Annotated in this window: 20 protein-coding genes; 3 read left to right on the top strand and 17 right to left on the bottom strand. The window is 46.0% G+C overall.

Annotated features, from left to right (window positions below):
* Nucleotides 1-521 precede the first annotated feature (521 nt).
* The 14 genes from ACLU9Q_RS11280 to ACLU9Q_RS11215 form a co-directional block, all read right to left on the bottom strand.
* Nucleotides 522-956, bottom strand: a complete 435-nt coding sequence (locus ACLU9Q_RS11280; protein ID WP_296831978.1) for a hypothetical protein — start codon at nucleotides 954-956, stop codon at nucleotides 522-524.
* Nucleotides 957-986: 30 nt separating this feature from the next.
* Nucleotides 987-1,259 carry a hypothetical protein gene (locus ACLU9Q_RS11275; protein WP_296831976.1) on the bottom strand — a complete coding sequence of 91 codons (273 nt, stop codon included), beginning with the start codon at nucleotides 1,257-1,259 and terminating at the stop codon, nucleotides 987-989.
* Between the two features lie 453 nt (nucleotides 1,260-1,712).
* Nucleotides 1,713-3,299 carry a carboxylesterase/lipase family protein gene (locus ACLU9Q_RS11270; protein WP_302227266.1) on the bottom strand — a complete coding sequence of 529 codons (1,587 nt, stop codon included), beginning with the start codon at nucleotides 3,297-3,299 and terminating at the stop codon, nucleotides 1,713-1,715.
* A 53-nt stretch (nucleotides 3,300-3,352) separates the two neighbouring features.
* Nucleotides 3,353-3,973 (bottom strand): hypothetical protein, encoded by a 621-nt coding sequence (locus tag ACLU9Q_RS11265; RefSeq protein WP_296831972.1) that lies wholly within the window; start codon nucleotides 3,971-3,973, stop codon nucleotides 3,353-3,355.
* Nucleotides 3,974-3,998: 25 nt separating this feature from the next.
* Nucleotides 3,999-6,428, bottom strand: coding sequence for a beta-glucosidase family protein (locus ACLU9Q_RS11260; RefSeq protein ID WP_298512804.1), 2,430 nt, complete (start codon nucleotides 6,426-6,428; stop codon nucleotides 3,999-4,001).
* 72 nt (nucleotides 6,429-6,500) lie between these two features.
* Complete coding sequence (locus ACLU9Q_RS11255; protein WP_296831969.1) at nucleotides 6,501-9,389, bottom strand: glycoside hydrolase family 3 C-terminal domain-containing protein; 2,889 nt, start codon at nucleotides 9,387-9,389, stop codon at nucleotides 6,501-6,503.
* 109 nt (nucleotides 9,390-9,498) lie between these two features.
* Nucleotides 9,499-10,848 (bottom strand): GHKL domain-containing protein, encoded by a 1,350-nt coding sequence (locus ACLU9Q_RS11250; RefSeq protein WP_296831967.1) that lies wholly within the window; start codon nucleotides 10,846-10,848, stop codon nucleotides 9,499-9,501.
* Nucleotides 10,824-11,543 carry a LytR/AlgR family response regulator transcription factor gene (locus ACLU9Q_RS11245; RefSeq protein WP_296907347.1) on the bottom strand — a complete coding sequence of 240 codons (720 nt, stop codon included), beginning with the start codon at nucleotides 11,541-11,543 and terminating at the stop codon, nucleotides 10,824-10,826. The genes ACLU9Q_RS11250 and ACLU9Q_RS11245 overlap by 25 nt, the downstream gene beginning before the upstream one ends.
* Nucleotides 11,544-11,825: 282 nt before the next feature.
* A complete protein-coding gene (locus ACLU9Q_RS11240; protein ID WP_296831965.1) occupies nucleotides 11,826-12,671 on the bottom strand; it encodes an aldo/keto reductase in 846 nt (281 codons plus the stop codon).
* 32 nt (nucleotides 12,672-12,703) lie between these two features.
* Entirely contained in the window at nucleotides 12,704-13,264 is a 561-nt protein-coding gene (locus ACLU9Q_RS11235; protein ID WP_296831963.1) for a flavodoxin family protein, read from the bottom strand.
* Nucleotides 13,265-13,334: 70 nt separating this feature from the next.
* A complete protein-coding gene (locus ACLU9Q_RS11230) occupies nucleotides 13,335-14,381 on the bottom strand; it encodes an alpha/beta hydrolase (protein WP_296831961.1) in 1,047 nt (348 codons plus the stop codon).
* A 39-nt stretch (nucleotides 14,382-14,420) separates the two neighbouring features.
* A complete protein-coding gene (locus ACLU9Q_RS11225) occupies nucleotides 14,421-14,705 on the bottom strand; it encodes an MATE family efflux transporter (RefSeq protein ID WP_412625269.1) in 285 nt (94 codons plus the stop codon).
* A 690-nt stretch (nucleotides 14,706-15,395) separates the two neighbouring features.
* Nucleotides 15,396-15,647 (bottom strand): nucleotidyltransferase domain-containing protein, encoded by a 252-nt coding sequence (locus tag ACLU9Q_RS11220; RefSeq protein ID WP_296831960.1) that lies wholly within the window; start codon nucleotides 15,645-15,647, stop codon nucleotides 15,396-15,398.
* Nucleotides 15,648-15,649: 2 nt separating this feature from the next.
* Nucleotides 15,650-15,880: a helix-turn-helix domain-containing protein gene (locus tag ACLU9Q_RS11215; RefSeq protein WP_296831958.1), complete on the bottom strand. Its 231-nt coding sequence runs from the start codon at nucleotides 15,878-15,880 to the stop codon at nucleotides 15,650-15,652.
* 147 nt (nucleotides 15,881-16,027) lie between these two features.
* On the opposite strand from ACLU9Q_RS11215, the gene ACLU9Q_RS11210 reads away from it, so the two are divergent.
* From ACLU9Q_RS11210 to ACLU9Q_RS11200, 3 genes are read left to right on the top strand one after another with little or no spacing between them, the layout of a single operon-like run.
* On the top strand, nucleotides 16,028-17,125 hold the full coding sequence (locus ACLU9Q_RS11210; protein ID WP_296831956.1) for a DUF5050 domain-containing protein: 1,098 nt from the start codon (nucleotides 16,028-16,030) through the stop codon (nucleotides 17,123-17,125).
* Between the two features lie 28 nt (nucleotides 17,126-17,153).
* On the top strand, nucleotides 17,154-18,050 hold the full coding sequence (locus ACLU9Q_RS11205) for a hypothetical protein (RefSeq protein WP_298512611.1): 897 nt from the start codon (nucleotides 17,154-17,156) through the stop codon (nucleotides 18,048-18,050).
* Nucleotides 18,051-18,072: 22 nt separating this feature from the next.
* The gene (locus ACLU9Q_RS11200; protein WP_298512604.1) at nucleotides 18,073-18,882 is read left to right on the top strand and encodes a hypothetical protein; all 810 of its coding nucleotides are present in this window, start codon (nucleotides 18,073-18,075) and stop codon (nucleotides 18,880-18,882) included.
* Nucleotides 18,883-19,213: 331 nt separating this feature from the next.
* Here ACLU9Q_RS11200 and ACLU9Q_RS11195 read toward each other — a convergent pair whose 3' ends face one another.
* The 3 genes from ACLU9Q_RS11195 to ACLU9Q_RS11185 all read right to left on the bottom strand — a co-directional run bounded on the left by ACLU9Q_RS11195 (nucleotide 19,214) and on the right by ACLU9Q_RS11185 (nucleotide 21,804).
* The gene (locus ACLU9Q_RS11195) at nucleotides 19,214-20,224 is read right to left on the bottom strand and encodes a Panacea domain-containing protein (RefSeq protein ID WP_296831949.1); all 1,011 of its coding nucleotides are present in this window, start codon (nucleotides 20,222-20,224) and stop codon (nucleotides 19,214-19,216) included.
* Nucleotides 20,225-20,245: 21 nt separating this feature from the next.
* Nucleotides 20,246-20,632 carry a hypothetical protein gene (locus ACLU9Q_RS11190; protein WP_296831947.1) on the bottom strand — a complete coding sequence of 129 codons (387 nt, stop codon included), beginning with the start codon at nucleotides 20,630-20,632 and terminating at the stop codon, nucleotides 20,246-20,248.
* 170 nt (nucleotides 20,633-20,802) lie between these two features.
* Nucleotides 20,803-21,804 carry an aldo/keto reductase gene (locus tag ACLU9Q_RS11185; RefSeq protein ID WP_296831945.1) on the bottom strand — a complete coding sequence of 334 codons (1,002 nt, stop codon included), beginning with the start codon at nucleotides 21,802-21,804 and terminating at the stop codon, nucleotides 20,803-20,805.
* Nucleotides 21,805-21,973 lie beyond the last annotated feature (169 nt).

Raw genomic sequence — 21,973 nt, 5'->3', positions numbered from 1 at the left:
TCTGGTTTTCTTCCGTTACCTGGTAGCGGCTCGCTGCAGCGCCGTCCGCGTCAGTTTTCGCTTCTTCTGCCGCTTCGGATGCTGTCTCTTCCGCCGCCTCTGCTTCGTTTGCCGTCTCTTCCGCCGCTGCCACCGCTTCGGCTGCCGTCTCCGTTTCCGCCGCGGTTTCCGTTTCCCTGGCTTCGGTTTCCGTCTGCGCTGCATCGGTTGCCGCCGCCTCCGTCACTGCTTCCGTCGGCGCCCCGGTTTCCTTCTTCGTCTGCTGGCACGCACTTGTACCCACTGCCACGATCGCTGCCAGACCTGCTGCCGAAGCCCTTCTTAACAACTCTTTTCTTTTCATCTCTTCTCCCTTTCTCTGGATTTTTATGTATTCTATGTACCTCTAGTATAAATAAAAATCGCCGGAGAAAAAAAGTGGAAAGGTACTAGAATCGGTGTACAAATTCTAGTACCTTCCCTCTGATGATGACCTGCTTTTTTTCTTTGCCTTTTTGCCCTCCAGCGTGATCGCCGTCACGTTACCCACAATTTATCTCACCCAGTTTTCTCTTCAGATATTCATATCTCAGCCGCTTCTCTTCTTTTGCAAAATGAATCTCGCGAAATTGTTCCGGATTATCCTCATACGACAACACCTCATCCCCGAATTGTTCGCTCGTGAGATCAAACCGGCAGTCCCCGATCACATTGTAGCAGTGATAATTGCCATCCGGACGCGGGACGCCATACACCTTTCCTCCGAAAATATCCTGCGCCAGAAATGCCGTGATAGAGCACTGCCCCAGCGTTTTGTTTTCCGGCGTCCAGTTCTTCCGCATCCGCGGCGCACAGGTATCCTCACACCAGATTTTTGAAAGCGCGTCATACAAATCAATCGGCGTATGTATTCCTTTATATTGCTCTGTGATCGCCGGAGCATCCGCCTGCTCCCAGCCCCAGAAATTATATTTCATATCGCAGACCTCCTCTCTTTCTGTATTTCTCTATAGTCCATTCCTGTACATTTCGCTGATCGCTGCCTGTGCGTGCTCCGCCTCTTTCTTCTGGATGATCCGGTCTCTGTCGCTTAATATCGCCACCATTTCATCCGCCAGATCCTCCAGCTTCGGGTCTGACACCCGGTACAGATAGCCCAACATCCGGGTAGCGGCATAATCCGTATTCATATATTTGTACGCAATCTCCGCACAAAATTCCTTCGGATAGCCTTTGCTCAATAAAACCTTATATAATTCTTTCGTTCTCTCCGATGCCATCTCTTTCTACACCCACACCTCCTAAAGCAGCTCTTGCATATTTTCCCGTCATCAAAATCCATGCTGATATTTCCATTCCTAAAATTTCCATGTTCCCATAACGCAAGTATAGCACAAACCTCTGCTTTTGGCTACCTTAACACACTGCCTAAAATCGGTGGGATTGCGGCAGGCTTATTTCAGTATACGTTCCGAACCTTAACAGATTTTGGAGGATCTCCACCGGTTACTATATTCCATTTTTAAAAACAGCCCCACAGTAACATAGTTCTCTCTGGGTAACTACGGCACAATATTGTGCTTACTTTACAGTTGAAATTTGCCTGCGTATACTATAGACAAAGCTCACGGAGAACGGCCGCTCCGAGGGGCAGCTAAAATAAATAAACAATTATCCAACATATCAGGAGGGATTCAAAATGAAAATCGCAGTTATTTGTGCAAATATCTTTTCTAAAACTGTGCTGACATATCCGGTTCCAGCAGCTTCATCAGCTCCCGGTCATGTCCATACGCAAGACTGGACTCTGCATCCAGGATCATCGTCGCACCCTTATCGTTATCGTAGGCTTCCCATACAGGCAGTCCCTCCGCAGAAGGCACGCCGCTTTTTGCGAAACTGATCCATGCCTGACTTACCTGCTCCATCAGTTTCTGTGCTGTTTCTCCATTCTGCTCATGGGCGAACACAAACGGAATTTCCGCCCCATGGTAAGCACCCATCCGGGATTCGTCCCAGGTAAATACATACGCATACACATTCCCATCATTCTGATCCGCTTTGTGAGACATGATCTTCAGCATGGGAAGCCGGATCAGGGTGTCCACTTTATTCGCTTTTCCCACATCCTCATTCGGGTATGCCGCTGCAAAAGCTGCCGTTTCCTCTTCCGTCAGTTCCCCCTGATCTCCTCCCATCAGCATCGTCCATTCGTTGAGATTACTGCCGATCAGCAGATCGATTCCCTTCCCGTTCTCCGCAAAAGAATCTTCCGTCACAGGATCGGTCGGCATATAATCCCCATCAACGACCGGGCCCCATTCCATCGCATACCCGTCCGATAGTGGAGCCGGAATCCGATACTCTTCTGCCGTTTCCTGCAGTGCCTCCTCAGACGCCTTTTCCAGATCTTCCAGGGACACATTCTGGATATCCTCGATATGATCCGCCGTGATCCCCAACCGTTCCAGGATCCGTTCCGTCAGGCTTGTGCTTGCCTCCTGACTGGTAAAGGTTACTCCCATAGTCTCCGTTGCGCCGCTCTGGACGATTCCCCTCCGAAACAATCCCTTTGCATAAGGAGTGGTCATCAGGGCGAGAACCTTCGCTCCGCCGCCGGACTGCCCGAACAATGTCACGTTGTCGGGATCTCCTCCAAAAGATTCGATATTCTCCTGTATCCACTGCAGCGCACTGACAATATCCGTCAGACCGACATTTGCAGAATATTCGTATTTCTCTCCATATGCAGAGAGATCCAGAAAACCAGATACTCCCAGGCGATGATTGATGGAAACGACCACCACATCGCCGCTCCTGCTTAAATCTGCTCCGTTATAATCCGCATCGTTGGCAGATCCGGTAGAAAAACCTCCGCCGTGGAGCCATACCATCACCGCACGTTTTTCTCCATCGTTTGTTCCCGGCGTCCAGATATTCAGGTTCTGGCAGTTATTATCCGTTCCTTCCTGCCCGCCGCCAGACATGCCGAGCATGGAGCTCTGAGGCGACATCGGTCCTACCTCCGATGCATCCAGAATGCCTTCCCATTCCTGTACTTCCACTGCCGGTACAAACCGCTCCTCCGCCTGCGCATAGGGTACACCCAGATACTGATATATTCCGTTCTCCTCGCTCCCCCTTATCCTTCCCTTTGCCGTTTCCACCACCGCACTGTCAGAGGGTGTTGCAGGTGCGATCTGCGGGCGATGAAAAAAGTTACGGATCATCAAAAATGCAGCCACCAGAATAACTGCCAGAATCAACAGGATCACCAATATATATTTTTTTCTCCGTTTCTTCTTCGGTTCTCTTTTCATTTTCTGCCTCCTCATCAATGCGGATTGTTTTTATGCTTAATTCTTTCCTTCTCTTATTTCTTTGCTTCCCCTTCCGGGAAAATAATCTTAAATACGAAGAAGAAGATGATCATGGATACGCCGCCCGTGATGAATGTCACAAGGATATTATAAATTGCCGGCGCCACATATGCCGCTGCAATCGGCATCCACAGATTATTGAAGCCATTGCAGATCAGGGAGATCACGATCCATGCGATCAGGTACCACATCGCCTGATAAACAGGATTTCCATGACTCTTGAACGTGATGTTCCTCTGCAATGGAAAATTAATGCACTGCGCTACAAAAGAACCAACTTCATAGCTGATAAAGTATCCCAGGCCTCCGCCAATGACAACCTCTCCCGCCGCATCATAGAGGACATTATAACCCAGAAGGCTCCAGGTAAACTCTACGCCAAATAAACTCATATGTACCTGCGGCCACATGAATTCCGTTCCTGCCAGCCCTTCTCCAAGAATTCCCGGAAGGAACGTAAAGAAAAGATACTGTATAATCGTTACACCCATGCTGAACACAAAAAAGTAAAAAATCTGATAGAGCCATTTCGCCAGCTTCGGATGATTCTTTTCAAAGCCGCCCCATACTTTCGCCCAGCCTGTATTTCCTGTTTCTGTATTTACATCTGCCATACAAATTTTCCCTCCTAAAATAGCTTTACTTCCCGGTGATCTGCTTTAAATACTTCCGGTTCTGCCTCTTATTCCGGAAGAAGCCTGAAATCGTACGCCCCAAACCCCGGAAGAAATGTCCGTTTACCATAGTCACAATTCCCTCTGCCATCTCCATGCTTACCATGCCGCCGGTCATCTTCGCAATGGCGCGGAACGGCATGTTATAAATGAAGAGAATATTCAGATCCGGTTTTCCCGCATCCTCACTTTTCTTTTTCATGTTTGTCAGCTTATGATAGGCAAACCGCGCAATCGGACTCTTCGCATAATACATCTGGCAGATAGCATCATTCACGGTCAGATCTCCTCTCCACTTCCCGCTCGGGATCGGATATCCTAAGAGTTCTTCAAACTCCTTATCTTCTACCTGGCTGATATAACCGGAATAATAAGAAGGCATCCGGTTCGTATAGTAAGGATAGGTTTCCGTTGTTCCCGCCACCTTTGTTTCTGCGCTGAGCCGGATATCCTGACAGTTCGCGCCGATCATAATCGTATATATGCCGCCCTCAACTTCCCAGCAGTTTGTGCGGACATTCCAATAGCGGAAGGTTTTATCATCAAAGGGAATACGTACCCTTCTGCTTTCTCCTGCTTTTAGATATATCTTCTGAAATCCTTTCAGTTCTTTCGCAGGACGGAATACTCTGCCCTCCTTCATGGCAACATATAGCTGCACTACTTCTGCGCCATCCTGTTTTCCAGCATTCTGCAGGGTAAATTCTGCACCATCCCGGTCTATCGTCAGATCTCTGTATTTAAATTCTGTATAGGACAGCCCGAACCCGAAAGGATACAGCACCGGCATCCCCGCCGTGTCATAGTAACGATATCCCACATACAGCGCTTCCCGATATTCGGAGTTTCTTTCCTCACTCGGGAAATATTTAAACGCCGGGGTGTCCTCATAGCTGATGGGATACGTCTCATTCAGCCTGCCGGACGGATTTACCTTTCCGGTAATGATATCCAGCATAGCGCCTGCCCCTGCCTGTCCGTACAGATATCCGTGAAGCAGTGCTTTTAAACTGACATGCCAGGGCATTTCCACGGCGGCACCGGCACTTAAAATACCAACGATATTTTCATTTACCCGTGCAATGGACTCCAGGAGCGTGATCTGGTTTTGCGGGATCCTCATATGGGTACGGTCAATCCCCTCGGATTCACTCATTTCATCCAGCCCAAAGCAGTACAGCACTACGTCTGCGGACCGCGCAAGATCCACCGCTTCTTTTTCCATCACTGCATCTGCCGTGCCGTCCCGTTTATACCCCCTTGCCATCCCGACAACCGTCAGGTCGTATTCTCCGATCCGTTCTGACATCTTATCCAGTTTTATTGTATTCACCATGGAAGAGCCGGCTCCCTGGTATCTTGGATCAAATGCAAAATCTCCGATCAGCGCCACATGAGTTCCCGTCTTCAGCGGAAGGATCTTCTCCTCGTTTTTCAGAAGCACCGCGCTCTCCGCCGCCGCTTTCTTTGCCAGTGCATGATGGGCTTCTTTGTCAAAATCCTCCGGCTTTGACCCTCCGTCAGCGTGTTTTGTCAGCGCCGTCACTGCTTCCAGCATCCGGTCCACGCAGGCGTCTGCCGCCTCTTCGGAAAGCTTTCCATCCTGCATTGCTTTCACAAGCTGCCGCGCAGAATCCATGCCCGGCGTAGGCATTTCCAGATCCGAACCTGCTGCCACGCCCCTGATATGGTCGTTGGAGCCGCCCCAGTCCGTGATCACGATGCCGTTGTATCCCCATTCCTCTCTCAGTATCTCTTTGAGTAAATGTGTATTTTCATTCGCATATGTACCGTTTACCTGATTGTAGCTGGTCATAAGCGCCTTTGCTTTGCCCTCTTTTACAACAATTTCAAACCCTGTCAGATAGATCTCCCTGAGGGTCCTTTCATCCACTACCGCGTTCATCGCCATCCTGCGAAGCTCCTGGCTGTTTACCGCAAAGTGTTTCGGGCAGGCATACCGTCCGCTGCTCTGGATCCCGCGCACATAGCCCGCCGCCATCTTTCCTGCAAGATAGGGATCCTCTGAAAAATACTCAAAGTTTCTTCCGCACAGAGGACTTCTTTTGATATTCAGTCCCGGTCCCAGAACGATATCCACACCCTGCACCGCCGCTTCCTCTCCAAGCGCCCTGCCGATCTCTTCTCCCAGGACAGGATCCCAGCTGTTTGCCATAGTCGCTGCCGTAGGAAAACAGGTCGCCGGCAGCGACGGATTCAGCCCCAGATGATCACCTGCTCCTGCCTGCTTGCGGATTCCGTGCGGTCCGTCGGAGCAGAAAATGGATGGGATTCCCAGCCGTTCAAAATCCCATGTCTGCCATTCTCCTTTACCGCTCAGAAGCGCCGCTTTTTCTTCTATTGTCATCTTATCAATGATATCTTTATGTTTCATAAAATTACGCTCCCTGTATAAGATGAGGAGCTGCGGACCAGACAGCCCTCAGCCCCTCTTACATGATCTTTGTTATTCTTCTTTTACCGTTTCAATTTTTACAGCGTTCTTTTTCCGCTTCTGATAACCTTTGCGCACAATAAAGAACTCAAATGCAAGCAGAAGGACTGCGATCACAACATCCGCTGCGATCATAATGATCTGCCATGTCATCAGACCTGCGGACAGATTTTCTTCCTCAAATCCTCTGCTGTTGACAGCCGTATAAAGGACATCGTGGCACGCTTCTCTCATATGCTGAACGGTCGTCGGATTATCGGTATTTTTGATGTAGTTTGTATTTACATCCCTGTTAATCAGGCAGGTGGAACCGCCGTTATAAATCGCGCGCTCTGCATCCATATAGCCGAAGTCTGCAAAGTAGTCCGTCAGTACCGAACCCCTGAAGCCCCATTCGTTTCTGAGTACATTGATCAGCAACGGACTGCATGCGCCTGCCCACTGGTTGCCAATGTAGTTGTAGGAGGACATGACTGCTGTCGCATCTCCATCCTTTACGCACATCTCAAACGGCTTCAGATAAATCTCACGGATAGCCTGTTCATCAGCCCACACACAGAGCATTTCCCAACGGTTTGTCTCCTGGTCATTCAGCGCAAAATGCTTGATGTAAGCATATACGCCCTGGCTCCATGCCCCGGATACGGCATTTACCGCACATTTTCCGGAAAGGAGGGCATCTTCGGAATAATACTCAAAGTTACGTCCTGCAAAAGCGGAGCGGTGAATATTCATCGCCGGTGCATACCAGCCGGATACATTCATATCGTCTGCCATCAGGCCGATATTTTCACCAAAGGCGTACGCCAGGTCTTCGTTCCAGCAGTTTGCAAGCATCACCCCTGCCGGGAATCCGATAGAGCCAACGCCGGTAAAGTTATTATTCAGCGCCGCCGGACCGTCACAGTCCGTGGTTGCGATCTTGTCGATACTTTTTGCCGGAGCTGTCTGATAACCGCCCAGGGCGATCATTTCCACCATTTCGTCAATGGTCAGATTATCAAGGAGCATTTCCCATTTCTCATCATCGTAATCCGCTCCCCTGAGATCCAGGATCGAAATATTATTTTTTGCCCCGGTCGTCGGCATCTGGGCATCCGGGTCCTCCTCCGGTTCAAAATTGGAATTGTTTACAAATCCGGCTTTGTCCGCCTCCGGCATACTGTAGGTTGCCGGCGCAGCCACTGCTTCTTCATAGTTTTCAAATCCGTTTTCCCTTGACAGGTAGGTCAGCTCGCCTTTTGCAAAGTCAAACTGGTTCTGCGCTGCCACCAGGTCGGTGCTTCTTGCATTGTTTTCATCGTAAACAATCGTGCTCTCCACTTCATATGTCTGGGAGTCGATGACCGTGTGGGAATCCGAATTGATGGAAATCACATATTCGCCCTCTTCCAGTACGTAGCAGCCGTTCTCCTCGTCATCATAGGATGCCATATCCTCCGCGGATATTGAAATGCTCAATGTCTGGGAAGCGCCCGGCTCCAGCATATCCGTCTTATCGTATGCGATCAGGTTTGCAGATGCTTTTTCGATTCCTCCGTTGGTATAGGGCGGATTATAGTAAACCTCCACCACATCCTTGCCTGCCACATCTCCTGTGTTGGTAACGGTCACATCAAAACTGATCGTTCCGTCCTCACCCGTAACCATCTCGCCCATTTCCTGCGTAAAGTCTGTATAGCTCAGGCCATAGCCGAACGGGTACTGAACAAGCTCTTCGTAATCGATCAGCCCTTCCTCCGCCGCTGTTTCATAGAACTTATATCCAACGTAGATCCCATCTGTATAATTTACAAAATGTGGTAATGCTCCCGGAACATACGGATCACTTTCGGAAATGACGAATTCATCCATATTGTCATACTCATAATCTCCAAAATTGTTCCAGTTCGGAGTCGCTGTCAGATCCCTTACAAACGTATCGGCTGTCTTTGCAGATGGATTCACCTCGCCGGAAAGAATTTCTCCCAGAGCGTTAAAACCGTTCTGACCGGTTCCGGGAACCCAGAGCACACTCTTGATCTGCTCATATTCATCCGCGATCTGCAGCTCCATTGTATTGGCGCCGTTGTATACCAGAATAACGTTATCAAAATTCCTGCATACAAGATCGATCATGTTGCGCTCGCTCTGGCTTGGCTCCAGATAATGCGTGCCTTCCGGGAAATCTTCATAATCTTCCGAATTGTTGTTGTATGTAACTCCTGTCAGCGTTCTCGGCAGGTCTGTCTGCTCTCCGCCTGCACGCGTGAGAACGATCATTGCATTTTCAGAGAACTCTCTGGCATTTTCCATCATCTCATCTGAGTAGGTTTCTGCCGGCGGCTCCGGAAGTGTCCAGTCCTGCGCAAACATGCCGATTTCCGGTCTGCTCTGCGCATATGCCCTGTAAAAATCAGAAAGCTCGGTGTTCGTGTTAAATCCTGCGTTGGAAAGACCCTCCAGCAGGTCTACAATGTGGTAGCTGTCATTGAGTGCTCCGGAACCGGTTCCGCCGTAGCAGGGCGCTGTAGATGCCCATCCGAACACATTAATGTTTTTATTATCTGCCAGCGGAAGCGTCTGGTCATCATTCTGCAGCAGAACGATTCCTTCTTCCGCGATCTGCTGTGCCAGCTCCTCTGCCCCTGCAATGCTTTCCTCCGTAAGCGTGCCCGTACCGGATGCCAGTGACAGAATTGTGTACATCGGGCCGGTGCAGATTAAGTTTGCAACAATGGCAATTCCCACGATCATGGCAACGAATGCCTGGGTACGTATCACATATTTCTTATGTGCGGCGAGCTTCAGGCAGGCAATCATTACAATGACTGCCACAGCAATAATAGCGCCTATCGCGATCAGGTATCCCCTGATCTGTGTGAGTGTGCTTATCACATCACTCCAGTTTAATTCCAGCATTTTTTCTTCTCCCTTTTCTCAATTTTCTAAATGTACGGCCGTTTCATTTCTTTGTATTATCATTGTATCATAATTATTTTACGGTGCTCGTTTTTGGCACAACATGCAGCTATTTGTCCCAACCTGCAGGTCTGGGAATCAGCAGCCCCAGTTCAAACCATTCATCCTTCCAGCTGACCTGGGTACTCCCTCCATACTTTTCTACTGTATATCGAATGCTCCTGATCCCATAACCGTGATTTTCTTTATCCGCTTTTGTGGTGCGGATGCTTCCTTTCCCATCCCAGTCAGGCTCCCGTTCACAGTAATTACGCATCTGGATAAAAACAAAATCCTTTTTCAAAGATATGGATAAATGTATCAGACGTTTTTTCGGATCATCCAGAATAACAACGTTTTCTATCGCGTTATCCAGGGCATTTCCCAAAATTGTGCAGATATCCGTCACGTGCATAAAATCAAGCAGCGTACCGTCTGCCACCCAGGTAAAATGAATCCCGTTCTTTTTTATCACTCCCTGCTTCACTGTCAGCATAATATCCAGCACCCTGTTTCCGGTAGGCGCTGCGATCTCACTTGCATTCAGCTCTTCCTCCAGCCGGTCCAGCCATTCCTCACGTTTTTCTGCATTTGTTTCAGCTCTGAGGACTGCAATGTGATGCTTCAGATCATGTCTTTGAATACGGAGCAATTCGATGCTCTCCTGATAGCTCCGATATTGGTCATACTGGCTTTTCAGCATGGTTCGGATAGCTTCTATTTCTTTTTCTGACAAATATTCACTGACCCTGCTTTGAAACGCATACAGAACAGCCAGCCCGGAAAAATCGATCAGAGTACGCATCTTTAAAATGTCAAGACACACTGAAACATCGGCCTCTGCATCTGACAGAAGGAAACGGACATTGCTGGCCGCAAAGGTCAGTACCACAAGCGCAACCGTAGAAATCAGTTCCCATTTCGACAGATGCTCCAGGTATTCTTTTTTTAATATCCCTTGTTCTAATCGAACCGCTGCAGTAAAAACCACACTATAGGTAAGTATCAGGATACAGCTTCCCATTCCCAAAAATCCGACACCTGCCAGGTCCAGATAAGCGAAAAGCTGCCACTCCAGGGATGCTTCAAACTCCGCAATGATAAAAGCTGCTGTACAGCAATATGCTGCCTGAAACATTGTGATCCTGCAGCAGCAGTATAAAAATAAATACATAGCTCCGGCCGCTATAAGCATACAGGGAATCCAGAACATCAGAGGTACGTCATCCGTTGCCGCAAGCACCAGTATCTGGCACAGCAATGCTCCCATACTGAGTAAAATCGTCTGTTTTTTTGAAAATCGTTTCTCCAGGATCAGCACATAGACCATACAGGCAGCCCATTCTGCCAATGCCGTATGGATTCTTGGAATATCCGCATAGACAGCCGCCATCATCACATTTCCCCGCTCATATAGCATAGCATTTTCTGCATAAATTCCTTCTTCTTTGCCCTGCCGACAGGAAGCCGTTCTCCCTGCACCATACATTCGTTTTCCCGGATCGCATCTACATGCTGTATATTCACAAGATAGCTTTTACTGTTTCTGAAAAAACCATATGGCATCAGCAGGCTTTCCATCTGCTGCAGCGTTCCCCTGCACTCCCATGCACCTTCATCGGTCTTGTACTGCAGCATATGTCCATGGCTCTCAATGTAATAGATCCCCGCGATGTCCATTTTCCGCACGCCATTTTCCATCGGTATGGATATATAATGCTTCTCTTTTTTCCGGATTCTTTTTACCGCTCTGTCAAGCTTATGGGAAAAAGCAAAATATTCCACCGGTTTTACAATATAGTCCATCGCATCTACTTCATAGCCCCGGATCGCATAGTTTGTCATATTGGTAATGAATATGATGATCACTTCCTGGTCCATTTCTCTGATCTTTCTGGCTGCAGATATTCCATCCATAAATTTCATCTGGATATCCATCAGAATAATATCATAGTCACCGGAGTAATCCTCTGCTATCTCACTGCCGTCGCTAAACCAGACCGATCGCACTTCAACAGCGGACTCCCTTTGATATTTATTCAGGTATTCTCTCAGCTTGTCCACATATACTTTTTCATCCTCAACAATCGCCAGCTTCATTTCCATTTCCCCCATTTTTTCTGATATTCTCCGTAAATCAAAGCCCCGCTGCAGGTATTACTTCCACTGTCTCACAGAAATTTGCTCCTTGTTTTCATATTTATTGTAAAACGGGAAGAAAAAAAAGTACAATACCGAAACGGCAATATAGTATAATCTATATGCATACTGTATGAGCAGGCGGTTACTTCATCAAATGTCCGTGGGAGAGTTTCAGAATTTTATATAAAATACCCGCCGTCCAAAGTTACAAGAACCGGGCAGCGGGCAATATCTGGTTTTTCAGGCATCCTGCTTTTATTTCTGCTCGTCTACCGGCGGGCGCATTCTGGCATAAGCCTGCAGCTTGAGCCAGGAATTTTTATAGTAGCGCTTATTTTTGTTCAGCGCTGCGATTTCCGCCATCTCCGCATCATCCAGGCTGAAATCAAACAGATCGAAATTCGCACGGATATGATCCGGATTCTTTGACCCCGGAATGACCACATTTCCGGCCTGAATGTGCCAGCGCAGAATGATCTGCGCGTTGCTCTTTCCATATTTCCTGGCCAGTCTGGAGAATACCGGTTCCTCCATCAACGCCTTATCTCCATGCCCCAGGGGATACCACGCCTGAATGACCATATTTTCTTTTTCCAGAAATTTTTTCAGTTCCTGCTCCTGAGAATAAGGATGCACCTCCGTCTGCAAAATAGCAGGCCTCACTTCGCAAATATCTAAGATCTCCTGAATCTGAGCGGCTGTGAAATTGGACAAACCGATTGCCCGGACTTTGCCTTCCTTGCAGGCTTTCTCCATCATCTTATACCCAGCCACATAATTACCGGCCGGCTGGTGGATCAACAGCAGATCAATGTAATCAGTATCCAGACGCTCCAGCGTCTTTTCCACTGCATCCGCCTGTTCATAGAAGGACGGCCACAGCTTCGTTTCCAGAAAAATCTCTTTGCGGTCAACGCCGGATTTCTTGATTGCGCGGCCAACCGCTTTTTCATTCACATAGGCATTTGCCGTGTCGATCAGTCGATAACCGCATTGCAGAGCACTGGTTACGGAAGCCTCCGCTTCATCCGGGCTGAGCTGGAAGGTCCCGATCCCTGCCATTGGCATTTTTATTCCATTGTTCAAAGTTACATACTGCATAGTGATTCCTCCATTCTTTTATTTTTGATTATCTACACCCCTGCTGCCCAACAGGAAATTTCTTTTGCCCGTTCCAGATAATCTGCCCGGTCATGGCAGGTCGAATCCGAAACACACTGGGTAAATACTTCCGTCCGATATTCTGAAATTGCACGGCTGACGCTGGGCAAAGTCAGAATATTGCGTACATGGCGCTTCATTTCCTCCGGTTCCGAGCCGGTGCAGGTCAGGAAGATGCCGACCCGCTTTTTCGGCCCGGTCTGGTAAGTCTTGCAGGCGAAGGTACAGCACAGCCGGTTGATGACGGTCATCATCTGTGCCGCCATACAGTTATAATATATCGGGGCTTCCGCAATAATGGCATCCGCTTCGTGAGCCAGATGCAGAATGTCCATGAAATCGTCCTTCTGCACGCAGACACCGGTTTTCGCGCAACCGTAACAGGCCTGGCAAAATCCAATCTGCTTTTCCCTGATATGAACGATATGTACATCCGCTCCGTTGGACTTTGCTTCCTCCATCGCTGCGCTGATTAAAGCATCCCCATTCCCTCCCACAGTTGGCGTTGTTGTCAGAAATAATATGTTCTTCATTTCTTTTCCCCCTCTCAATTTCTGAATCAGCAGAAATGTGCCGTTCCTTTCCAGGTACGCTTTTTATTTTTTATGACTGCCATATCCAAAGCAGCCCATTGTAGAAATATTCCATTGCGTACTCTCCACTGTGAGTGCCGCCCTCCTGCTCCAAAAAATACAGGTTTCCATCTCTTTCATTATCGGCATAGCGAAAGGTACCGTCACTCACATCGGCCATCGCTTCGATCTGATATTTGAAAGAGGCGTAGGCAAAATCATCCGTACCGGATGCTGCAAAGATAAAGAAATCGCTCCATGTATGCCCGGAATCCGTTACCAGGGACGCCATATATTCTCCATCAGATGTCAGATTTCCGCTGGACGGCATAAAATAACGGAAATAGTCCAGACAATATTGAAAGGTTCTCCAGGTTGCCACCGATCCCATGGAAAATCCGGCAAAAGCACGGTGATCTCTTGAAGCCCGAATCCCTTCCGGCGTCGTATCCTCCGCATAGGTGCTGTAAGTTCCCTCAACTGCTGGTATCAGATCATTCATCAGCTCCCTGTGATAATTCTCTGTCAGCCGAATTGCCAAACTGTAATCTCCGCTGTCATCCGGGCTGGTATTATTGTAGGTAGGACACACTACGATCATGGGCTGAATCGCTCCATCTGCCATCCCATTGTCCAGAACATTCTTAAATGCAGCAGGACGATCTGGTGTTCCAAGATACACCGTCTCATCGCTCCAGCCTCCGTGCATCAGATAGAATACGTTATACTTTTCTTCCTCTGAATAGTCATAAGGCAGATATACGATTGCTCGCTTATGCAGCATTTGGCTCTGCTCTTCATATGCCATGGATTCATAGGTATCGTATTCCAGCTCCACCAGCGTGCCCGGATAATCAGATTCTTCAAAATAGTCCTCCGGTATCTGTACCAGTTCTTTTGGAAGCGTGGCCGTTGTCACGGTTTTCTCATCCCTTTCTGTTATCTCTGTGTCAGCAGAGGTTTCTTCCACTCCGGTTTCCGGTATTTCACCGGCACTGCCCACGGCCTTATTGGAATTACCCCCTGCCAATATGAACGTCAACGCCAGCATTATTGCCGGCATCCTGTGCTTTTTCATAGTCTCATGCCTCCTTATATTTTCCTCCCATACTCCGGGTTATCCTGGCAGAGCTGATCTTTCCGAATCCTTTCCAAACAGCTTTCTCCGCTGCAAAAAATAATAAATAACGATTGCCGGAAGCGTTGACCTTCCCATTCCTCTTAAAGCAGAGCCAACCACTTCATAAGTGCTTATCAAAAACAGGAAGGGAATAGCGTACCGTAACCTTGCCATGGCATACTCGATTTCTGCAGGGTTAACTGTAAAAATACGGATTACAGTATTGCGTGTGAGGATAAAGCCAAAGCTAACCAGTATTGCCCCAATCATCCCAGCGGCCAGGCAGAGCCGCTGTAAATATTTCTATGTGATTCTCTTTTCCTTTTATTATAAGTCAGGCAAGACCCCGAATGAAGTCTCACTTTGTTATGCAGTATATACCCAAAGGTGCTTACTCTATTTTAATTTCCACTCTCTCCCTTACATGTCCCAGTCAAAGAAAAAAATCATGGCACTTTTCGGTGCCGCCTATAGGCGGTGTCTAAGCAACCTTTGATACTTGACTGCCTCTTAAAAGAGACCACTCCATGCGGATGAAACAACCTGCCTTTCTCCCACGAAAAAAAGATCCATCTCTGGCTCCCGTACAACATGAAAAAACACCTGCCGCTATGACAAGTGTTATGTAACAGCTTAAAACCGCCAATAATTTTTTCACCAATTTTTAACAAAATTCCTATTGTACTTTTTGGGGATATTGCATATAATAAAAGTACAGAAAATGTTGCCGCTTACTGATGGTGCGGGGTATAAATTATTCAGTGCGTTAAATGTTTTCGCTTACCGATGGTGCGATTATAAATTATTCGGTATGAACATCTTATCCCCACCTTCGTGGTGGGGATTTTTATTAAGGAGATTTATGAAAATACAATCCGGCTTTTACTATCACATAACGGTTTTGGATACATATGCTCATACAGATGTTTAGCCGTAAGAAAATCCATCTTGGCAAACTCCTTCAAAATTTTTTCATTTTTCGTATAACAGCACACCCTCCTGCTTTACAACCTTTTCCTTCGCCCTTTCATCAAAAGACGATTCATAACCCACAGCAATGTCTACCGGACGTTTACGTACCCCGCAGAGGGATTTATATGCTTTCTGGGACAGTTCAATTTTATTCCCAGCATCATCAGGAACAACAACATAAAAGTCATAATCATTGTCCTCATCATAGGCATCTTTTGCAAAGGAACCGAACAGATAGATCCGTTTCGGCATAATCAGATGGGCGGAAATAATTCATCGAAAGTGACGCGCAATATTTCTTTGATAAGCTTAATTTCATCAGGGTAAACATGCCGCTGGCCGACTTCGATCTTTGCTAAAGCGCTTCTGGTGATATCGCATCCGCATAATTGAAGCTTGGCAGATAATTGCTCCTGAGTTAGATTGCGCTGCTCGCGTATCTGACGTATTCGAGCGCCAAGCCGTTTTTCATATTCTGTATTCATATCATCAATCTCCCATTTCAGAAAAAGTAAAATATGATGCACCTATTTGAGTGCAGCATTTTGTTGACTTCATTTTAAAAGTGGGATATAATTATTTTGCACCTATATAGGTGCAAAACAGCGACGGAGAAGGGTGGTAAAGAGAAGATGAAAAAGATCGTATATCTATTGTTAATCGGCATGTTGGTTTTGAAGATTTTTGAAAGTACTGATACCGTAAGAGCACAGGAACAGCTTGCTCCGCCAAGCGAAGAGGAATGGGATCTGGCTTGGCGGTCGGATGGAAGCTATCTTTGGATATCGGAAAACTTGCGCCAGGATACGACAGAAGGATTCTTTAAGCTAGATACGTTTGTGGATGCGGGGGATAAGTTTTACTATGTTGATGATGAAAAAAATACGGTAAATACGATTAACTACGACGGGAGCGACAGACAAACGATCGTTGATGCTGAGGGGGAATATATCGAAGGAATTATTGTTACGGAACAATATCTTTATGTGAAATTTGGAAATCGTGTGGATTGGATAGCACAATATAATCTGAATGGTCAAGACGGGTGTAGGTTTTTACTGGGAGATACTTTGAGCAATATCTGTTTTTACAATGGTTTGCTCTATATTTATATAGAATATGCGTATAGCACATTCTGCGGCAAGGTGGATGGCAATTCAGAATTGACAGATACTGAGTGGGGATGGGTTGACATCTATGATATTTGTGAGGAATCTATTTATTTTAGAGAATATCAGGATAACACTTTATATCGAATGAATATGGACGGAACCGATCAGGAGATTTTAAACAGGGACGGCATTCCCGGAAGCTGGATTGGAATGCGGGATAATAAAATCTATTATTCCTACGAAAATGGAAAACGGTTGGATAGTGTATCTTTCAGATGCTTTGACTGCCTTAACGGAGAAACAAGTGAACTGGAATTAGCGGACTTTAAAGAAATGGGCGGTGTAATGTTTGATAATCAACTTTTGTATCAAAGTGGAGAAGGCCTTTGGACATATAATATGGACACCGGGGAAAATAATTTATTGGTAGAGGATGACGGAACGCTGTATGAATTGTGTGATATACCGGAAGCTACAAGACCGTATTATATGAGAAAGCAGGATGACATACGATATTTGTATACTGTAGATATAGAAACCGGGCAGGAACAACTATTGTATGAGCTTATTGATAAAGAGTTGCGGGCAATTTGTTATGCGGGTGAAGAAGACTTGTAATGAGCAGAAGAGACGGGGGAAAAGAGTGATGAAAAAGACAGGGAAATTACTGCTGGCTATTATTTCTGCAGGGATGCTCTGCTTCGGTATGAATAGCATCTGTTTTGCGGAAACAACACCGGAAGAAAAACTGGAAGAATATTACAATACGGTATTAGTGCCAAAAGAGGGAGAACTTCCGGTGGAAAACCTGACCTCTCTGGAAGGGGAATCAGGGATTGTAACGCATATCATGTTGGATACAAATAAGGATGAAATGCCGGAGCTGTGGGTTTTTTATTATAGCAATGAATGGTTCGATGTATGGACTTATGAAATCAGTTCAAAGGGGGAAGTGATTTTTACAGATGATGGAGCGCTTTCTATAGGGTTTTTCGGTGAAAATGTTGGGATAAAACATTTGGGATGTTTTTTTGCAGACAACGGAGAGAAGGTTACTTTTGCAGTGGATTCCGGGGATAAAGCAAATGATGGCAGTTGGACAGATGAGCTCGAACTTCACTCTTTTGAGCAGGATGATGTGGAAGATGAAGACATTTTGGCGAGTTTAAATATTCGGCTGACTATTGGATATTATAGTGGGGGTATTGAATTGGATGGATTCCTTTGCGGACAACGGTATTACGCAAGCGAAGATTTTGAAGTTACTTTTGACAGAGAAGGAGATGCGGTGGAAGAAACTAAAAAAGCAGCGGATGAATTGTATTGTCATCTTGGAGAAAAATTGGAACCTGTCGGCATTCAATGCACGAGTGTGAGGCGGGAATACTGTGATTCACAAAATGAATCAATAGAGACAATGTCGGATGTAAAATCTGTTTATCAACCGTACGGAGATACAAAAATATATTATTTGTTTGACTGGAAAGGTTACGGGGATAATGAAACGCCGTATGAATTATCATTGACAGTATATGACAACTAATCGTAGTAAGAGGTGGGAGAAGATGAAAAAAAGCTTGGGCTGGATATGTTGTTTATTGATGATCATAATGATTTGCGGAAGTACGGTAAGCGCAGATGACTCTGTCCGTATAGATTTTGACATGCTTCCAACTACGGACACATGGGTGGATGGGGAATTGAGAATAGACGAGTATCATTACTATCCCATGGAGCTGACCGGAACCGGTAAGTTAAATGTTAGAGCGCAGACTTTTTTTGATTATTTCAGAGTGGATATTCTGGATGAAGACTTAGTATCCTTTGCAACGGAGCAATACATAAATGGAACGGCCGGCGATCCTAAAACGGTTGACTTTGAGTTTTATTTGGAAAAAGGCGTTTATTATATTCGCTGTACAGGGGAAGCGCAAAGAGAAGGAGCCTATAGATTAAAGGCTAACTTTGAAGAGATAGAATCTACGGAAGAAGAACCAAATAACGATTATCAGTCGGCACAAATCATTCAGGAAGGGGAAGAGATCAAGGGAATTCAAACAAAAAATGATGAGCATGATTTTTATCAGTTTGTTGTGGATAAGAAAAAAGATGTAAAATTGACAGTAAGCGTTGAAGATAGCTCCAAAACCCATTTAAAACTATATAATGAAGATATGATTCTCTTGGATGAAGTGTATGATGGCGTTGCGTTTGCAGAAAAAAAGACATATGTTTATGAAAAAACACTGGATGCAGGGACGTATTATATTGATATGACAACAATATATACGGAAACCGGATGCGGGCCTTATCAGTTGAGATTAGGAGAACGGCTTCAAAAAGACCAGGCACAGGAAATTGAGGAAGAATCGTGAGTAGTTGATTTGGGAAGATTTTGTGCCAGGCAGAATCCTGGGGTTTACAGTAAAATAATAAGACAGTTTTGTAGAGTACGGGCTTTTTTAAAACATTCGTCGCTGCAGAGCTGTCTTTTTTCATTATGAAGATTCGGGTGTTAAAAGTGATTACCAAATTGTTTCGTTTGGATGTGTTCTGACAGAATTCTGAAATTATGACCAATTTATGATGGTGTAAAGAAAGAAGAGCATTTTAAACCCCCTTTTTCGAAAAAAAGACCCGAAAGAATAAAATCTTCCGAGTCCTATATATACTCTGTGCTTATAAGTTAAGCTTAGTTGTCTTAGATCATGATGCTTTAATAAGCATATCATGGATATATGTCCGCAAGCCAGCTTCCGTATCTATACCATACTTCTGATTTACCATAATATAGTATTTCATTATCCTGTCCTTCGGCAGAAGCTCACTGGATGGAATACTGTCCCCATATCCTTTCCTGGCCTCCATCCATGGATCTTCATTATGGGTAATTTTCTCCAGTACTTTCCCTCCATACATTCCAAATGTATTTACGACAAGATCAATTACCTTCTTCTCATCATCTGTCAGCGCATCTTCATTTCCTTCCAGAAGTGCGAAGCGTGCATCATCGATCGGATTATACTTAAAGTCTCTGAACAGCTCATATACCTCCGGATAAACCGGACCATGTATCCACGCCCTGCAATCTTCCACAAAGACAGGCTTTCCATACAATGCAGAATAAACACCCTGAATAAAGTATAGCAATTTCTGCAGCATGAGCGGAGTTACCTCTTCCAGTTTTTCAAAGACATATGCGATCACCCTGAGCATCTTATCTGAGACGGAAAAAAGGCTTTCTATGCTGTCTGCTGCAGTCATCGCTTTTTTATATGCCGCATCTGTCAGCTTATCCCGGTTTTCAATAAGTTTCTCCTTCATATACGCAGGGGAAGCCAATGCTGCTTTAACAATATCGGAATACTCCTTAGATGGCACCTGTCCTTCCAGATATCTCGGTATTGTCACCTCTCCGAATCCAAGCGCAAGGGAAAGCGGTGCCTTGCCAATCTTATAAATCTTCATAAGTCTTTCAATATCTTCGATCGATACAAGACCTTCCTCTGCTCTATACTGCTCATCTATTTCCTGAATGTTCTTATCAATGAGTCCGGGTATACTCATTTCCTCTCCACATTCTGCACATACAGCCACGGTGATGCCAAATGTGTAAGCCTTATCCCTTATAGTTTTTATGATATCCTTCTTCTGTAAAAGGTACTCTGTCTCTTTCCTGCACTCTATGCAAAAGTCTCTTCTTCCCTTCTCTGTCATAATGGCCACCTCTTTTTCTGATTATTTGAAATAGTATGTAAGCGGATGTTTTTGCTCATGGAACGAAATCACAATCACAAAACAGTTCTCCAGCTTGTTGAATTTGATATAAAGAGATACTATTTTTTCTTCTGTTCCATTTCTCTCCAAAAGAGTAACATCCTTACCAAATACATACAGTCTTTCATGCTCAAAGCCTTTATGTTTATTCTGCAGAATCTCTGAAAAATCCATTACAGTCAGGCCCATTATGATATCCTTTGCTTTTGCTTCATCAATAATATAATCCAGAAACAGATTGATATTATCCTGCCGTTTCGCATTCCTGTCAAGCCGGTATCTATCATTCCCAACGGCTTCCTTTACTTCGGAAAGATACTGCTCTATATGTTTTTTCTCTATATTCAATACTTCATCCTCTGCAGATTCTATGATGTATTTTTTTTATTTTCCATCATTAGTATAACTCCCATGATTGCTTTTTGTCAATATCCAATCATCTGGGACAGCAGTTTTTTCTCTGTTGAGGAATAGAAGCATAACATTTGTAGTAAAAAGAAAACTCATTGATGAAGTGGTTACTTCTGCATTACAGGAGCGCCGCCATATACCGCAGACATGGGGATCCGATCCAGTGCGGCATCCAGCGCAGCTACCTCTGCGTCGGTCAATTCTACATTTGCGGCTCCCAGATTCTCCGTCAGGCGCTCCGGCTTGCGGGTACCGGGAATCGGTACAATGTAAGGTTTTTTGCACAGCATCCACGCCAGCGAGATCTGCGCAGGCGTAGCATTCTTTGCCGCCGCCGTATTCCGCAGCAGTTCCAAAAGCTCCCGGTTGCGTTCGATATTTTCCGGCTGATACTGGGGCATTACGCTGCGGTAATCCTCATGACCGCCAAATACCGTATCCTTTCCGTACTTTCCGCTGAGAAGACCGTTTGCCATAGGGGAGAAGGCCACGTAGCCGATCCCCAGTTCCTCCAGCACCGGGAACAGTTCTTCATACCATCTTGCCATCATGGAATACCGGTTCTGAATCGCAGTCACAGGGCAAACGGCGTGCGCGCGACGGATGGTATCTTCTTTCGCCTCGGACAGACCCCAATGGATGATTTTTCCCTCCCGGATCAGTTCTGCCATGACCCCAGCCACTTCCTCAATGGGAATCTTCGGGTCAGGCCTGTGCTGATAGTAAAGGTCAATGTGGTCTGTCTGCAGCCGCTTCAGGGAACCCTCTACCGAAGAGCGAATCACTTCCGGACGGGAATCCGCCACGACCGGCAGATTGACCGCATCGCTGCTCCAATCAAAGTGAATGCCAAACTTGGTGGCAATGATCACCTTATCCCGGTAGGGCTTCAGAGCCGCTCCCACCAGTTCCTCATTGTCATGGGGACACTCCCTTGTCCCATAGGTTTCCGCCGTGTCAAAAAAGGTGCAGCCCTGATCCACGGCCTGTGCAATCAGCTCTGTCATCTCCCGTTTGTCTGCCGGCGCTCCGTAGGCATGTGTCATACCCATGCAGCCTAATCCGACAGCAGATACTTTCAAATCTTTTCCCAGAATTCTTGTGTTCATAAAATTCTTCCTTTCTTTACAGTCCCAGCTCTTCCTGCCTGTTGTCCTTTCCTAATTTTTATCTGTCTTTTCAAGACATCATGGTATCCCCTTGCAGTATTTCTTAATAGCAGTAACTGTTCACTCCGTTCACAGTCACCTTCGCAAATCCATTTAAAATTCGCTTCGC

This window comes from Marvinbryantia sp. (assembly GCF_047017445.1).
Taxonomy (GTDB): domain Bacteria; phylum Bacillota; class Clostridia; order Lachnospirales; family Lachnospiraceae; genus Marvinbryantia.
This window is presented reverse-complemented; position numbering and strand designations above follow the sequence as displayed.

Bases quoted from the DNA above. Each gene is read 5' to 3' on its own strand.
- ACLU9Q_RS11280 (WP_296831978.1), bottom strand. From the start codon at position 956: ATGAAATATAATTTCTGGGGCTGGGAGCAGGCGGATGCTCCGGCGATC.
- ACLU9Q_RS11275 (WP_296831976.1), bottom strand. From the start codon at position 1,259: ATGGCATCGGAGAGAACGAAAGAATTATATAAGGTTTTATTGAGCAAA.
- ACLU9Q_RS11270 (WP_302227266.1), bottom strand. From the start codon at position 3,299: ATGAAAAGAGAACCGAAGAAGAAACGGAGAAAAAAATATATATTGGTG.
- ACLU9Q_RS11265 (WP_296831972.1), bottom strand. From the start codon at position 3,973: ATGGCAGATGTAAATACAGAAACAGGAAATACAGGCTGGGCGAAAGTA.
- ACLU9Q_RS11260 (WP_298512804.1), bottom strand. From the start codon at position 6,428: ATGAAACATAAAGATATCATTGATAAGATGACAATAGAAGAAAAAGCG.
- ACLU9Q_RS11255 (WP_296831969.1), bottom strand. From the start codon at position 9,389: ATGCTGGAATTAAACTGGAGTGATGTGATAAGCACACTCACACAGATC.
- ACLU9Q_RS11250 (WP_296831967.1), bottom strand. From the start codon at position 10,848: ATGCTATATGAGCGGGGAAATGTGATGATGGCGGCTGTCTATGCGGAT.
- ACLU9Q_RS11245 (WP_296907347.1), bottom strand. From the start codon at position 11,543: ATGGGGGAAATGGAAATGAAGCTGGCGATTGTTGAGGATGAAAAAGTA.
- ACLU9Q_RS11240 (WP_296831965.1), bottom strand. From the start codon at position 12,671: ATGCAGTATGTAACTTTGAACAATGGAATAAAAATGCCAATGGCAGGG.
- ACLU9Q_RS11235 (WP_296831963.1), bottom strand. From the start codon at position 13,264: ATGAAGAACATATTATTTCTGACAACAACGCCAACTGTGGGAGGGAAT.
- ACLU9Q_RS11230 (WP_296831961.1), bottom strand. From the start codon at position 14,381: ATGAAAAAGCACAGGATGCCGGCAATAATGCTGGCGTTGACGTTCATA.
- ACLU9Q_RS11220 (WP_296831960.1), bottom strand. From the start codon at position 15,647: ATGCCGAAACGGATCTATCTGTTCGGTTCCTTTGCAAAAGATGCCTAT.
- ACLU9Q_RS11215 (WP_296831958.1), bottom strand. From the start codon at position 15,880: ATGAATACAGAATATGAAAAACGGCTTGGCGCTCGAATACGTCAGATA.
- ACLU9Q_RS11210 (WP_296831956.1), top strand. From the start codon at position 16,028: ATGAAAAAGATCGTATATCTATTGTTAATCGGCATGTTGGTTTTGAAG.
- ACLU9Q_RS11205 (WP_298512611.1), top strand. From the start codon at position 17,154: ATGAAAAAGACAGGGAAATTACTGCTGGCTATTATTTCTGCAGGGATG.
- ACLU9Q_RS11200 (WP_298512604.1), top strand. From the start codon at position 18,073: ATGAAAAAAAGCTTGGGCTGGATATGTTGTTTATTGATGATCATAATG.
- ACLU9Q_RS11195 (WP_296831949.1), bottom strand. From the start codon at position 20,224: ATGACAGAGAAGGGAAGAAGAGACTTTTGCATAGAGTGCAGGAAAGAG.
- ACLU9Q_RS11185 (WP_296831945.1), bottom strand. From the start codon at position 21,804: ATGAACACAAGAATTCTGGGAAAAGATTTGAAAGTATCTGCTGTCGGA.